Origin of the sequence: Novosphingobium sp. (assembly GCF_965229225.1) — a bacterium.
Classification (GTDB): Bacteria; Pseudomonadota; Alphaproteobacteria; order Sphingomonadales; family Sphingomonadaceae; genus Novosphingobium.
Genome location: NZ_OZ245867.1, coordinates 2,374,293 through 2,387,907, shown reverse-complemented (window position 1 = coordinate 2,387,907; position 13,615 = coordinate 2,374,293). Strand labels below are relative to the sequence as shown.

At 61.6% G+C, this 13,615-nt stretch carries 16 protein-coding genes; 12 read left to right on the top strand and 4 right to left on the bottom strand.

From position 1 onward, the window contains the following. Positions 1-34 precede the first annotated feature (34 nt). The 4 genes from ACO06X_RS11015 to ACO06X_RS11000 all read left to right on the top strand — a co-directional run bounded on the left by ACO06X_RS11015 (position 35) and on the right by ACO06X_RS11000 (position 2,183). Entirely contained in the window at positions 35-640 is a 606-nt protein-coding gene (locus ACO06X_RS11015; RefSeq protein ID WP_421836333.1) for a pyridoxamine 5'-phosphate oxidase family protein, read from the top strand. A gap of 225 nt (positions 641-865) precedes the next feature. Then, positions 866-1,330 carry a DUF1348 family protein gene (locus tag ACO06X_RS11010; protein ID WP_421836332.1) on the top strand — a complete coding sequence of 155 codons (465 nt, stop codon included), beginning with the start codon at positions 866-868 and terminating at the stop codon, positions 1,328-1,330. An 11-nt stretch (positions 1,331-1,341) separates the two neighbouring features. Beyond that, positions 1,342-1,602, top strand: a complete 261-nt coding sequence (locus tag ACO06X_RS11005; RefSeq protein ID WP_421836331.1) for a hypothetical protein — start codon at positions 1,342-1,344, stop codon at positions 1,600-1,602. A 254-nt stretch (positions 1,603-1,856) separates the two neighbouring features. Then, positions 1,857-2,183 carry a hypothetical protein gene (locus ACO06X_RS11000; protein WP_421836330.1) on the top strand — a complete coding sequence of 109 codons (327 nt, stop codon included), beginning with the start codon at positions 1,857-1,859 and terminating at the stop codon, positions 2,181-2,183. Positions 2,184-2,219: 36 nt separating this feature from the next. Here ACO06X_RS11000 and ACO06X_RS10995 read toward each other — a convergent pair whose 3' ends face one another. Both ACO06X_RS10995 and adh read right to left on the bottom strand, forming a co-directional pair. After that, complete coding sequence (locus ACO06X_RS10995; RefSeq protein ID WP_298191031.1) at positions 2,220-2,561, bottom strand: DUF779 domain-containing protein; 342 nt, start codon at positions 2,559-2,561, stop codon at positions 2,220-2,222. Positions 2,562-2,566: 5 nt separating this feature from the next. Next, positions 2,567-4,072, bottom strand: a complete 1,506-nt coding sequence (adh, locus tag ACO06X_RS10990; protein WP_421836329.1) for an aldehyde dehydrogenase — start codon at positions 4,070-4,072, stop codon at positions 2,567-2,569. Between the two features lie 584 nt (positions 4,073-4,656). Between adh and ACO06X_RS10985 the strand changes: the two genes are divergently transcribed. From ACO06X_RS10985 to ACO06X_RS10965, 5 genes are all read left to right on the top strand, one after another. Further along, positions 4,657-5,925, top strand: a complete 1,269-nt coding sequence (locus ACO06X_RS10985; protein WP_421836328.1) for a tyrosine-type recombinase/integrase — start codon at positions 4,657-4,659, stop codon at positions 5,923-5,925. Between the two features lie 56 nt (positions 5,926-5,981). Beyond that, on the top strand, positions 5,982-6,320 hold the full coding sequence (locus tag ACO06X_RS10980) for a type II toxin-antitoxin system RelE/ParE family toxin (protein WP_421836327.1): 339 nt from the start codon (positions 5,982-5,984) through the stop codon (positions 6,318-6,320). A gap of 5 nt (positions 6,321-6,325) precedes the next feature. Beyond that, positions 6,326-6,649, top strand: a complete 324-nt coding sequence (locus ACO06X_RS10975) for a DNA-binding protein (RefSeq protein ID WP_073974572.1) — start codon at positions 6,326-6,328, stop codon at positions 6,647-6,649. A 75-nt stretch (positions 6,650-6,724) separates the two neighbouring features. Continuing rightward, the gene (locus ACO06X_RS10970; RefSeq protein ID WP_073974578.1) at positions 6,725-7,507 is read left to right on the top strand and encodes a DUF5131 family protein; all 783 of its coding nucleotides are present in this window, start codon (positions 6,725-6,727) and stop codon (positions 7,505-7,507) included. A gap of 34 nt (positions 7,508-7,541) precedes the next feature. After that, positions 7,542-8,801, top strand: coding sequence for a three-Cys-motif partner protein TcmP (locus ACO06X_RS10965; RefSeq protein WP_421836326.1), 1,260 nt, complete (start codon positions 7,542-7,544; stop codon positions 8,799-8,801). A gap of 113 nt (positions 8,802-8,914) precedes the next feature. On the opposite strand, the gene ACO06X_RS10960 is transcribed toward ACO06X_RS10965, so the two are convergent. Further along, the gene (locus tag ACO06X_RS10960) at positions 8,915-9,322 is read right to left on the bottom strand and encodes a DUF2513 domain-containing protein (RefSeq protein ID WP_421836325.1); all 408 of its coding nucleotides are present in this window, start codon (positions 9,320-9,322) and stop codon (positions 8,915-8,917) included. A 92-nt stretch (positions 9,323-9,414) separates the two neighbouring features. Continuing rightward, positions 9,415-10,035, bottom strand: coding sequence for a hypothetical protein (locus ACO06X_RS10955; RefSeq protein ID WP_421836324.1), 621 nt, complete (start codon positions 10,033-10,035; stop codon positions 9,415-9,417). 174 nt (positions 10,036-10,209) lie between these two features. Between ACO06X_RS10955 and ACO06X_RS10950 the strand changes: the two genes are divergently transcribed. The 3 genes from ACO06X_RS10950 to ACO06X_RS10940 are packed head-to-tail and all read left to right on the top strand — an operon-like array spanning position 10,210 to position 13,578. Next, on the top strand, positions 10,210-11,727 hold the full coding sequence (locus ACO06X_RS10950; protein WP_421839887.1) for a recombinase family protein: 1,518 nt from the start codon (positions 10,210-10,212) through the stop codon (positions 11,725-11,727). Then, on the top strand, positions 11,727-12,626 hold the full coding sequence (locus tag ACO06X_RS10945; RefSeq protein ID WP_421836323.1) for a plasmid partitioning protein RepB C-terminal domain-containing protein: 900 nt from the start codon (positions 11,727-11,729) through the stop codon (positions 12,624-12,626). Before ACO06X_RS10950 ends, ACO06X_RS10945 begins: the two co-directional genes overlap by 1 nt. Then, positions 12,619-13,578: a plasmid partitioning protein RepB C-terminal domain-containing protein gene (locus tag ACO06X_RS10940; protein WP_421836322.1), complete on the top strand. Its 960-nt coding sequence runs from the start codon at positions 12,619-12,621 to the stop codon at positions 13,576-13,578. The genes ACO06X_RS10945 and ACO06X_RS10940 overlap by 8 nt, the downstream gene beginning before the upstream one ends. The last annotated feature ends 37 nt before the right edge of the window (positions 13,579-13,615 follow it).

Genomic DNA, 13,615 nt, shown 5'->3' with positions numbered 1-13,615 from the left:
AACGGGGCCAACGCCGCTCGAAAGTTCCGCTCTGATGTCCGAAATCTCAGATCCCACCGATCACGCCTTCTCGCCCTCGGTCAAGGCTGCGCAGATCCGCAAGGGCTCGCGCCACCACTATGCCGGGATGATCATGGCCGATCGGGTCGAACCCGGCCTCGCCGCCTTCATCGGCGAAGCGCGCAGCTTCTATCTCGCCACGGCCAGCGCCGACGGGCAGCCCTATATCCAGCATCGCGGCGGGCCGAAGGGCTTCCTCCGGATCCTTGACGACAAGCGCCTCGCCTTCGCCGATCTCACCGGCAACCGGCAGTACATCACCACCGGCAATGCAGCGGAGAACAAGAAGGCTTTCATTTTCCTGATGGATTACGCCAATCGCCGCCGCATCAAGATCTGGGGCGAGCTTGAGGTGATCGAGGGCGATGCCGATCTCAACGCCGCGCTCGCGGTGCCCGGCTATCGCGGCAAGCCCGAGCAGGCGATGGTGTTCACCATCACCGCGTGGGACGTGAATTGCCCGCAGCACATCCCGCAGCTTTTCCATGCAGACGACGTCGCCGCAGCGCTCGCGACGCGCGATGCGCGGATCGCCGCTCTCGAAGCACAGCTCGCCGCCCTTTCAGAAAATGGAACGTAGTGTTGCAGATTATCCCCCTACCGAAGCCGCATCCCCATACCTAAATAAAGCCTGCAGCCGCCGGTTCCCCCCTCCCTTCCCGGCGGCCACAGCGCTCTGGCGGCACATCCCTGGCCGCACAGAGCCCCAGCACCCGGGCGGGTCTCATCCCCCCCGCACTCCCGCCCGGGTGCCACCCTTTCCTGAAGTAACCCGTCCCCTCACGCCTCGATGAAAGGCCCTGTCATGTCGCGTCCGCCGCTCCCGCCCTTCACTGCCGAAACCGCCGCGCAGAAGGTGCGCCTTGCCGAAGACGGGTGGAACACCCGCGATCCGCAGCGCGTCGCGCTTGCCTATACCGAGGACACCGAGTGGCGGAACCGCGCCGAGTTCGTGCAGGGCCGCGCAGCCGTGGAGGCCCTGCTCACCCGCAAGTGGGCGCGCGAGCTCGATTACCGCCTCGTCAAGGAACTCTGGGCGCACGATGGCAACCGCATCGCGGTGCGCTTCGCCTACGAATACCACGACGATAGCGGCCAGTGGTTCCGCGCATACGGTAACGAAAACTGGGAGTTCGACGAACACGGCCTGATGCGCCGCCGCATCGCCAGCATCAACGAACACCCGATCCGTGCCGACGAGCGCAAGCTCGATTGGCCGCTCAGCCGCCGCCCCGACGATTACCCCAGCCTCACCGCGCTGGGCTTCTGAAAGCCAGACCGATGAAACCCGCCCGCAATACCTTTTCCCGCCTGCCCGCCCTGCACCTCTGCTTCGAACGCCTCAGCGCCAAGCCGGAATGGCTGGAAAGCTGGCTGCTCGGCTGGGCCCTGCTCCTCGCCTGGGGCGCATTCGCGTTCCTCGTCGTGCCCGCAGGCCTCGCCGCCACCGCCGCGCAATCGGTGTTCTTCGCGGGCCTGTTTCCGTGGATCCTGCTGCCTGTCGTGCAGGCCTCCGGCTCAAAGCCCTGCGGCAAGCGCTAGGCTCCGGCGACCTTAGACCGACCTGTCCTCCGTCGCCCCGTGCTTGACACGGGGCTTGGCTTTCTTTGCAACCTCACGTTTGGCTCGACCTTTGGGACCAGTGGTATCCGGTGGCGGAGGCGCTGGCTGGCGGCGACCAAAGGTAGCCAAGCCCCGTGTCAAGCACGGGGCGACGGTGGGTTTTCGGTCGCGATTAGGTGAGTCACGAAGGCCGGAAGTGGTGGACAGCGGACATTGCTGCTAAAGCCTCAGGGATGCTGCATACTCGCGATCTTTCCGGAACCGTCGAAGTCGATGGCGCGCACTACGAATGGGCAGTGCAAAGAGAGCCGCAGTGGTGCACGGTCGATGGCTGGAGAGGAATGACGTTCTCGCTTCGCCTGCATGACGGACAGCGCGAAGCGGTTCTGGAGTTTCCCATGCAATCAGCACGTCGTTCGAAGCTGCAACCGCAGCTCCGCCGCCCGCAGGTCAACGCACGGATCATCGAGAACGGTGTTCGCGCCGCTTTGGCTGCGGGTTGGGAACCATCGTCGCGCGGCAAGCCAGTTGTTTTCGAGGTTGATGCGAACGGCTGCTAGTGGGCGCAAACAGTCGTACGCCTTCACACAACCAACCTAAACCGCACACGCCCCCGACCGGATCAAAAACCGCTGCTCGCGCCCGTTATCGAGGCTGAACATCCCCCCGCGCCCCGGCACGGCATCAAGCAGCAGGTCCACCGCCTCGCCCGCCGCGCTCCATGCCTCGAACTGGCGCACGCCGATATAGAACGGCGCCTCGCCCACCTGCCCCAGCAGCACGTCGCTTTCGCCCACGCGAAATTCGCCCGCCGGGTAGCACATGGGGGAAGAGCCATCGCAGCAGCCGCCCGATTGGTGAAACAGCACCGGCCCATGCTCGGCGATGATCTCGCCAAGCAGGGCCAGCGCCGCCGGGGTGGCTGCAACCTTGTGCATCGGCCTCAGAAGAAGCCCAGCGCCTTGGGGCTATAGCTCACCAGCAGGTTCTTGGTCTGCTGGTAGTGGTCGAGCATCATCTTGTGGTTCTCGCGCCCGATGCCCGATTGCTTGTAGCCGCCGAACGCCGCGTGCGCCGGATAGGCGTGGTAGCAATTGGTCCACACGCGCCCCGCCTGCACCGCGCGGCCCGTGCGATAGGCCTGCGTGCCATTGCGCGTCCACACGCCAGCGCCAAGGCCATAGAGCGTGTCGTTGGCGATGGCATGCGCGTCCTCGGCGTCCTTGAAGGTCGTCACCGCCACCACGGGGCCGAAGATTTCCTCCTGAAACACACGCATCTTGTTGTGGCCTTCAAGGATCGTCGGCTTGACGTAGAAGCCGCCCGCCATGTCACCCGGCATCACCGCGCGCTCACCGCCCGTCAGCACCTTGGCGCCTTCATTGCGGCCGATCTCGAAGTAGGAGAGGATCTTCTCCAGCTGCTCGGATGAAGCCTGCGCGCCGATCATCGTCGCGGCATCGAGCGGGCTGCCCTGCACGATCTTCTCGACGCGGGCGACGGCGCGCTCCATGAACTTGTCGTAGATCGATTCCTGGATCAGCGCGCGGCTGGGGCAGGTGCAGACCTCGCCCTGGTTGAGCGCGAACATCGCAAAGCCTTCCAAGGCCTTGTCGAAGAAGTCGTCATCGGCATCCATCACGTCGGCAAAGAAGATGTTGGGCGATTTGCCGCCGAGCTCCAGCGTCACCGGGATCAGGTTCTCGCTGGCATACTGCATGATCAGGCGCCCGGTCGTCGTCTCGCCGGTAAAGGCGATCTTGGCGATGCGGCGGCTCTGCGCGAGCGGCTTGCCCGCCTCCAGCCCGAAGCCGTTGACCACGTTGAGCACGCCCGCGGGCAGCAGATCTCCGATCAGTTCCAGCAGCACGTGGATCGAGGCCGGGGTCTGCTCGGCGGGCTTGAGCACCACGCAGTTGCCCGCCGCCAGCGCGGGGGCTAGCTTCCACACCGCCATCAGGATCGGGAAGTTCCACGGAATGATCTGGCCGACCACGCCCAGCGGCTCGTGGAAGTGGTAGGCCACGGTGTCGTTGTCGATCTCGGAAATCCCGCCTTCCTGCGCGCGGATGCAGCCCGCGAAATAGCGGAAGTGATCGATCGCCAGCGGCATGTCCGCCGCCATCGTCTCGCGGATCGGCTTGCCGTTGTCCCACGTTTCAGCGGTGGCCAGCAGCGCCAGATTGGCTTCCATCCGGTCGGCGATCCGGTTCAGGATCAGCGCGCGCTCACCGGCGCTGGTCTTGCCCCACGCATCCTTGGCAGCGTGCGCGGCATCGAGCGCGGCTTCGACATCGGCGGCGGAAGAGCGCGCCAGCGAGGTGATCACTTGCCCCGTGATCGGCGAGGAATTGTCGAACCGCCGCCCGTCTGCGGCATCGACCCAGCGTCCGCCGATATAGTTGCCGTAAAAGTCCTTGAAGGGATGCGGGGGCAGTGCGCCGGTCATGCTCGTTCCTCTCGTGTGTCCCGCCGGGTCTCTCGCCCGAGCGTGGGGTCGTGGTGTGGCCGCAGGAGGCCGCTCCGCGTGCGAACTCTATCGCTGGCGGGCGCGGAAACAAGGGCTTGCTTGGCTTTCCCCTGTCCTACAGCGCGGGCTCTGCGGTAAACGCCCGCCATGCTCCTTGACCCGCATCAATTTGCCGCAACGTGCCCGCAAGGAACCCCGGCGGACCCCCACCGGAGTTTCCGCTCAGGACTGTGTCAACTGTGTCAACTTGACCTGAATTGGGAGGCGCGAACGCGAATCACCACAAGCCGAACGCCACTGGCGCTCAGCGACGAAAATGATGCTGCTGAAGGATGAAACTGGAGCGGGCGAAGGGATTCGAACCCTCGACCCCAACCTTGGCAAGAAGGCCGCCTGACTTTTCCCAAGTGCGCCTGACTTCGATTAATTACGCAAAACCAGTGATATAAGGCAGTGAAACTTTTCCCGACCGCGATCGTGTAGCCTTAAATGGGCTTGCATCTGGTGACAATATGGTGACAAAATGCTCGGCAGAAGATTTTGTCACCAAACGGGGGAAGTTCATGCCCACGGTCAAGCTAACCAAACGCAGCGTCGATGGGCTGCTCCCTCCCGCCAAAGGGCAAGCCGTACTCTGGGACACGGAAGTCAGGGGCTTCGGCGCACGCATCCTGCCTTCGGGGACAAAGACCTTTATCCTGCAATATCGGAATCCTGAGGGCATCCAGCGGCGGATCAACATTGGCCGATATGGCGTTCTGACAGTTGATCAGGCTCGAGATCAGGCGAAACTGCACCTGGCGTCTGTTATCCAGGGCGAAGATCCCGCCGACGAAAATCGCCGAGCACGCAAAGGTATGACGGTCGCCGAGATGTGCGACTGGTATCTGATCGAGGCGCGTGCCGGGAACATTCTAGGCAGGCTGAACAGGCCGATAAAGGCGTCATCGCTTGATATGGATGAAAGCCGGATCAAGACGCACATCATCCCGCTCCTCGGCAAGCGCGTGGTTTCGCAGCTGAGCATCGCCGATGTCGAGCAGATGCAATCCGACGTGAAGAATGGGAAAACGGCCAAAGCCCGAACTGGTGGGCGCGGTGGAAAGGCGACTGGCGGAGCCGGTGTTGCCTCCCGTTGCCTCGGCACAATTCAGGCAATCATCGGCCACGCCAAGCACAAGGGATTGCTGGCTGCCCATCCCACCCAAGGCGCCAAGAAGCTGGCCAGCAAGAAGCGGACCCGGCGGTTGAGTGTCGCCGAGATCGAGATGCTCGGGAAGGCGATTGCCTATGCCGAGCAAAATCACGAAAATCCTGTGGCCCTGGGCGTCCTGCAAACGCTTCTTCTGACCGGCTATCGCCGGGAAGAGGCGCAAGCCATGCAAAGAGCCTGGGTCAATGCTACGGGCGGATTTGTCAGTTTTCCCGATACCAAGGGCGGCGCGCAAGTGCGCGCGCTTGGTCCTGCGGCGCTCAACATAGTCCAGCGGCAGCCGGAAATCGTAGGCAACCCCCACGTTTTCCCATCGGAAGCCGGGGCTGGACCGTACACGGCCGTGAGCTCCTGTCTGGGTCGTGTTTGCAAACTCGCCGGGATTTCGGGCGTAACGCCTCACACCCTGCGGCATACGTTCGGGAGCATCGCAGGCGAACTCGGTTTTTCGGAACTCACGATCCGAGCCATGCTCGGGCACGCCTCCCAAAACGTGACCCAGGATTACATCCATATCGATGAGGCGCTGAAGCTCGCAGTCCAACGGACGTCGGACGAGATTGCTCGTCTGCTCAATAAGGGGGCGGCTAGCTTGCGACACCCTAGTCTCGCCGCCTGATCCGGAATTGAACTCTCGACACAAGGTAACGAATATGTTACCAAAGGCGGTGCAACGTGATTGTTGAGGAGTATGTCTGTGAAGATGGCACCTGCCCGTTCCGGGGCTGGTTTGACGGTCTCGATGTGCAGGCCGCAGCCAAGGTGGCAACCGCCATCGTCCGCATGGAACTGGGCAACCTGTCGAACGTCAAATGGATCGGTGGCGGGCTTGGCGAATACCGGATCGATTGGGGGCCGGGATACCGGCTCTATTTGACGCAGGACGGAGGTCAACTGATCATCCTCTTCGTAGGCGGGACGAAGAAGCGGCAGCAGTCGGACATCAGGCAGGCGAGCGCATTGCTCGACGAATACAAGGGCCGCAAGGCCAAGGCGAAGAAGGCAAGGAGTTAGGCACGGTGGCGCTGACACGCGATTTCAAGGAAACGGTGAAGGAACGTGCCGCGCGCGATCCAGCCTTTGCCAAAGCCATGCTAGATGAGGCAGCCACCGCCTTTCTCAATGGCGAGCCGCATGTCGCGCGCCTGATTCTGCGCGATCTCGTCAACGCCTCGGTCGGGTTCGAGGAGCTCGCCAGTGAGACCAAGCGGCCGAGCAAGAGCCTGCACCGCATGCTTTCGGAGAAGGGCAATCCGAGCATGGACAATCTCGCCGCGATCTTCGGCGCGGTGCGCAAGCGCCTTGGCGTGGCGTTCGAAGCGCATGGCGTCGAGGCCGCGTGATGCAGATGCTATGTTCTATCTTTGTTCCATGTGTGGTAGGTGCGATGCTGGCTGAGCAAGATCAGCGAGGTCGAAATGGCTGAAACACAGATTGAATGGACGGATTCGACGTGGAATCCAGTGGCTGGCTGCACCATTGTCAGCGCGGGCTGCACGCACTGCTACGCTATGGAAATGGCTCGGCGCCTCGAAGCTATGGGCGTCAGCAAGTACGCAGGGCTGACACGGCGGAGCGGCGAGCGCACGATCTGGAACGGTGTAATCCGGGAAGATCGCGATGCGCTCCTGATTCCGCTGCGCTGGCGCAAACCAAGAAAGATCTTCGTCAACTCGATGAGTGATCTCTTCCACGAACAGGTCAGCGACGCCTTCATTCTGGACGTCTGGAAGGTGATGCGCGAAACCCCACATCACAACTACCAGATTCTGACGAAGCGCCCTGACCGCATGGCGTCGATTACAACCAGGCTTATCAAGGACGTCCTTCCCAATGTGTGGCTCGGAACAAGTATCGAGAATGCAGATGTGGTTGAGCGAATAGACCACCTGCGAAACGTACCGGCTGCAATCCGTTTTCTGTCCTTCGAACCGCTGATTGGGCCGGTCGGTGAGATCGACCTCGCTGGAATAGACTGGGCGATCGTCGGGGGTGAAAGTGGCCGCTCTGCCCGACCGATCAGGGAGGAGTGGATTGACGAGATTCACGATCAATGCGTCGCATTCGAGACGGCTTTCTTCTTCAAGCAATGGGGCACCTGGGGGAAAGATAACAAGCGCCGCTCAAAGAAGGCCAACGGCCGCGAGTATCGGGGCAAAACCTGGGATGAAATGCCGTCGGCGTTCCTCGCTGCCGTGTGACATGCAACAGGCCGGTCATCGGCAAGGGGAATGAATGGCTGAAAAACCGTATGAGTGGGTGGATGGCGCAACGCTGGAGGACCACTCGCGGCGCAAGCACAAGATCCTCCGGGAGTATTTCTTCCAGTACCTGACGGTTCGCTGCCAGCTCCCCCAGATGGAAAAGTTCCGCTTGGCGATTGTCGATGGCTTCGCCGGCGGAGGGCGATATCGCTGCGGCGCGTCGGGTTCGCCGCTCATCTTCATTGAGGAGTTGCGACGAGCAGTCGAGGCGGTCAACATGCATCGGACGGCGGAAGGTCTCGGCCTCATTGAGGTCGAATGTCTGCTGGTGCTGAATGATTTCAGCAGGGATGCTCTCGAAACGCTCAAGGCGCATATTGCACCGCTTCAGGCCGAAATCGTCCAAAATGTCCCGCGCCTTCATTTGCGCATTGAGTATCTGAACCAGCCATTCGAAGATGCCTATCCGGCAATGAAGCAATTCCTGGAACAAGGCCGCTTCCGGAATGTGCTGTTCAACCTCGACCAATGCGGCCACAGCAAGGTCAGCCGGTCGACGCTGGTCGACATCATGCACTCATACCCGTCGGTCGAAGTCTTCTACACTTTCGCGATCCAGTCGCTCCTGACGTACCTTCAGACCCATGATCCGATACGGCTCGCGGCGCAGCTTCAGCCCTTCGGCATCCAGTCCAAGGATATCGAAGCTCTCGATTTCGGGATCAAGAAACAGCAATGGCTGGGCGCAGCAGAACGGCTGGTGTTCGACACATTCCGCACCTGCGCCACCTTTGTCAGCCCGTTCTCGATCAACAATCCGGATGGGTGGCGATACTGGCTGATCCACTTCGCGAATGCTCACCGCGCCCGGCAGGTCTACAACAACGTGCTGCACGACAACAGCTCGGAGCAGGCGCATTTCGGGCGATCAGGCCTCAACATGCTCGCCTATGACCCGAGCCACGAGGATGGCGCGCTGTACCTCTTCGATGTGTCTGGCCGTCAAAGTGCGCACACCCAGCTAATGTCCGACATCCCCCGCCTCGTCTCGGAATCGGGCGATGTGATCGGCGTGGCCGATTTCTATGCCGGGATCTACAATTCGACGCCGGCACATAGCGAAGACATACATCAGGCCATCATGGAAAATCCGGATCTGCAAGTTATCACGCCTGCCGGAGGCGAGAGGCGCAGCGCGAACGCTATTGCTGTCGGCGATATGTTGAAGCTCAAGCAGCAGAAGAGCTTCTTCCCATTTTTCACATCTCAAGAGAGCGAGAAGCAAAAGTAGGATTGCGGTCACCGATGACCCCCCGCGAACGGGTGCCGCGAATAGCCCAACCACGCGGAGCGGGCCGGCACGAGGGACGGATCAGGCTACAATCGCGCAGTTTCCGCTGAAGATCAGAGGTCCAGCTCAACGCCGGTGTGCTGCTCAATCTTCTTCTTGATCAGCCCTTTGGCGAGCGCTTTCAGGAGGTCTATGCTGAAACCGCCGGCCTGTTTGGCCCCGGCTTTTGTCTCGCGCCAGATGGCAGGGTCGCGGATGGTGTCGAGGAAGTCGTGGCCAGCCCAGGTGATCTGACCGATTTGCCAGACCGCACCGGACAGCTTCGCCTGGATCGTGATGAGACCCGCCTCGTCAAGCAAAGCCAGATGGTATTCGATCAGCTCAGCCTGATCGCGCGGCATTTTGCCTGTACCATTTTCGCCCAGTATCTCGGCGATCTCCGGGGTCATCAGCTCGAACGCCCGCCGACCGTCCTCGATCTCCAGCAGCAGGTTGCGGACCAGATCCATGTCACGTTTCATCGCATGGATCTTAACTGCAGACCCATCGGAAGGACAGCGATCAATCAATGCCTTCCGTGCGCGAGGCCTCGTCCTGCCGACATCATCTGCGTTCACGCGCGAACGAGGTGATAGCGTCCATTTTTTCGGGCACCGACAAAGTGCAGAAGATTGCAGGTGCACAGTCCTGCAAGATCGCGCCGCGCCGACTTGATGCTCACCTGCCAATGCGCTGCAACATCGCGCGCCCTCGTCGGCAAACCGCGCGCGACTCGGTCGAGTATCCAGCGCTGTCGCTCATTGAGCCCGTCCGTTATTGGGTCATTTACAGGGCCACTTTCAGGGTCATTTGTAGGGTCAGAATTCGGCCAATATCTGCCCGCAGCCATCTCTTCCCGGCGACTATTCCCGAAAGATGCTCTGCTCGGCCCTGCTATGGCAGCCTCCGTCAAGGCCGATTGCTGGCTTTCGATGATGCCCAGGACGAACGCCCGGATAACCGGAGACGTCGCAACCAAGCGCAAGAAGAAGACCGTGTCCGGCCCATGTTGCGCGGCCATCCAGTGCTTGGCGGACCGCTCACTGGCATGGGTCAGACGCATCAGTTGCTTGACCGCGCGATGCGTATCGCCATGTTCCTTGCGCAGCAGATTGGCGATGACTTCGGCATAGGCCTGGCGGCTGGCGAGCGCGCCTTCCCAAGCTGGCAACTTCCTGCCCTTTTTCGGCAACATCTTCCGGTCCTTTCCCACATATACTGTTGAGAGTGCGGGAATGCCGGAGAGGTCCGTGTTTCGCGCTGCAGCGGTTGGCCGCCCTGGCCACTGCAGTCCGGATTTCGAAAGGGGCGCGCATTGGCGGGTTGGGATCAAGAAGACGCGCCAAGCGACGCCGAACAGCCGCCCACGGTGCGGGCAGCCGAATATGTTCGGATGTCCACCGACCATCAGAAATACTCGACGGAAAATCAGGCCGACGCGATCCGCCACTATGCGGCGTCTCGGGGCATCGAAATTGTCCGCACCTATGCCGACGACGGCAAAAGCGGCCTGTCGATCGATGGCCGCGCCTCACTGCAACGACTGATTGCTGACGTCGAATCCGGCAGCGCCGATTTCGAGATGATCCTGGTCTATGATGTCAGCCGGTGGGGGCGCTTCCAGGACGCGGACGAGAGCGCCTACTACGAATATATCTGTCGCCGGGCCGGAATTCAGATCGCCTATTGCGCCGAACAGTTCGAAAATGACGGGTCGCCGATGAGCACCATGTTCAAGGGCTTCAAGCGCGCCATGGCTGGCGAATACAGCCGCGAGCTTTCGGTCAAGGTTTTTGCCGGCCAGGGGCGGCTCATCGAGAAAGGCTACCGCCAGGGCGGTCCCGCCGGTTTCGGCCTGCGGCGGACGCTGATAGATGAGCACGGCAACACCAAGGCGGTGCTCGGCCGCGGCGAGCAGAAGAGTCTCCAGACCGACCGCGTCATCCTGACACCCGGACCGCCAGAAGAGATCGGCGTGGTGCATGGGATATACCAGGCTTTCGTCCATGATGGGCGAACCGAACGCGAGATCGCCGAGGATCTGAATGATCGCGGCATCCTCTCCGACCTCGAACGCCCGTGGACACGCGGCACCGTCCACCAGCTCCTGATCAATGAAAAATATGTCGGCGACAATGTCTGGAATCGCCGTTCGTTCAAACTGAAGAAGAAGCGGGTTCGTAATGCCCCGGACATGTGGATCAGGTCACAGGGTGCATTCGAGGGGATCGTCGAGCGGGAGCTGTTCGAGGCGGCCCATTCGATCATCGCTGCGCGCTCGTTCCGCCTGTCCGACGAGGAGATGCTGGAAGCGTTGCGAGGCCTCTACGCCAGCAAGGGCCTGCTGTCCGGCATCATTATCGACGAATGCGAGGGATTGCCGTCGAGCAGCGCCTTCAGCTCGCGATTTGGCAGTCTCCTGCGCGCTTACAGCCTGGTGGGCTTTTCGCCGGAGCGCGATTACCGCTACGTTGCCATCAACAAGGCGCTGCGCCGCCTGCACCCCGACATCGTCCGCGACGTGTTGAGTGGCCTTCACGCCCAGGGGAGCGATGCCTGGCAGGACCTCACCAGCGACAGCATCCGCGTGAATGGCGAGTTCAGCCTCGCTATTGTTCTGGTGCGCTGCACACCGACACCGACCGGCCTCCTGCGCTGGAAGATCCGCTTCGACACCAGCCACCTCGCAGACATCACCGTCGTCGTGCGCATGGACATGCACAACCGTGCGCCGTTCGACTATTATCTGTTCCCGAGGATCGACGTCGCCAGCGAACGGCTGCGGCTGGCCGAGGACAACGATCTGCACCTCGACGCCTATCGCTTCGACACGGTCGACTTCTTCTATGACATCACGGCGCCCGTCGCCATTCCGGAGGCTGCCTGATGCCCGTTGTGCGCCCCCAGCAGATCGAGATGATCCCGGTCTCCAAGATTACGGTGCTCAATCCGCGCTCGCGCAACAAGCGTCAGCACCGTGAGATCGTGAACAACATCGAGTCGATCGGATTGAAGCGGCCGATCACCGTGAGCCGACATCAGGGTCCGGGCGGGCCTCGCTATGATCTTGTCTGCGGCGAAGGCCGGCTCGAAGCATTTCAGATGCTGGGCCAGACGGAAATTCCCGCCGTCGTCATCGAGGCAAGCGAGAGCGATTGTCTGGTGATGAGCCTGGTCGAGAACATCGCACGCCGGACGCCGCGCCCGATCGACGTGATGCGCGAGATCGGCGCCTTGCGCGGGCGCGGGTACAATGAAACCCAGATCGGGAACAAGATCGGGGTCAGCAGTTCATGGGTCAGCATGATCGTCTCGCTGTTGGAGCGCGGCGAGGAACGGCTCGTTGCTGCGGTGGAAACAGGTCTCATCCCGATCAGCTTGGCAATGGAAATCTCCCGCGCGGAATCCGAGGAATCGCAAAACCTGCTGCTCGACGCTTATGAGACGGGCAAGCTGCGCGGCAAGAAGCTGGCTTCGGTGCGACGGCTGCTCGAGCTGCGGATGCGCGGGCACAACAAATCGATGCCCGCAGGAAAGCTCGGTCGGCATTCCGCCAATCGCAAGTTGACCGCGAGCGACCTCATGCAGGTTTACCAGCGGGAATCGGAGAAGCAGCGCCTGCTCGTCAAGAAGTCTGATTTCACACAGACCCGGCTGCTGTTCATCGTCGAGGCCATCAAGGATCTGCTGGGCGACGAGGGATTTCTGACCCTGCTGCGCGCCGAGGCGCTCGAGACGATGCCACGCGCTCTGGCCATGCGAATTGCGGGTGAGAGCGATGACTGACTGGTCCGAACCCAACACACCAGACATGGAACCTGGCTCGGACCACCGCGTCCGGCTCGGCTTTGAGCGCGAGACCGTCACCGTCGCGCTCGATCAGCTCGTTCCGTTGAAGCTACTTCAGCAGGGCGTGCGCGAGAGCAAGAAGTTCGCCCAGATCCTCAGTTCGATCAAGGCGATCGGGATTGTCGAGGCTCCCGCTGTCGCTCCCGATCCCAAGAATGCGGGCAAGTATTTCCTGCTCGATGGGCATCTGCGGGTCGAAGCCTTGCGCCAGCTCGAAATTCCAACGGTCGAGTGCCTCATCTCCAATGACGATGAGACTTACACCTACAACAAGCGCGTCAACCGCCTCCCGCCGGTTCAGGAACATCGGATGATCGTGCGCGCCATCGAGCGCGGGGTGACCGAAGCCGTCATCGCCGATGCGCTCGGTCTCGAAGTGCAGTCGATCCGCGCGCGATTCCGCCTGCTCGATGGCATCTGTACCGAGGCCGCCGATGCCCTCAAGGACACCAATTGCTCGATGAAGGTGTTCGATCTGCTGCGACGCATGACTGCGCTGCGGCAGATTGAGGCGGCCGACCTGATGATCGGACAGAACAATTTCTCGCTGATGTTCGCACGCGCGCTGCTCGCGGCGACGACCGAAGAGCAGCTGGTTCCCGCAGGCAAGAAGGCGCGCAAGCCCGACGTGACTGGCCCGACCAGCCAACAGATCAGCCGGATGGAGCGCGAGCTTGCCGCTCTGCAAACGCAGGTCAAATCGGTCGAGGAAACCTACGGCATCGACAACCTCCATTTGACCTTCGCGCGGGGCTATCTCGGAAAGCTGTTGGCAAACGCGCGCATCGTCCGTTGGCTCTCGGTTCACCGCGCGGAATACCTGACCGAGTTTCAGCGCATTGCGGAGATAGATAGTCTTGGCCGTCTGGCCACGCCCAACGCGGAATGAGAGAATGGGGACCCGGACCCGATAAGCGCGGGGACCA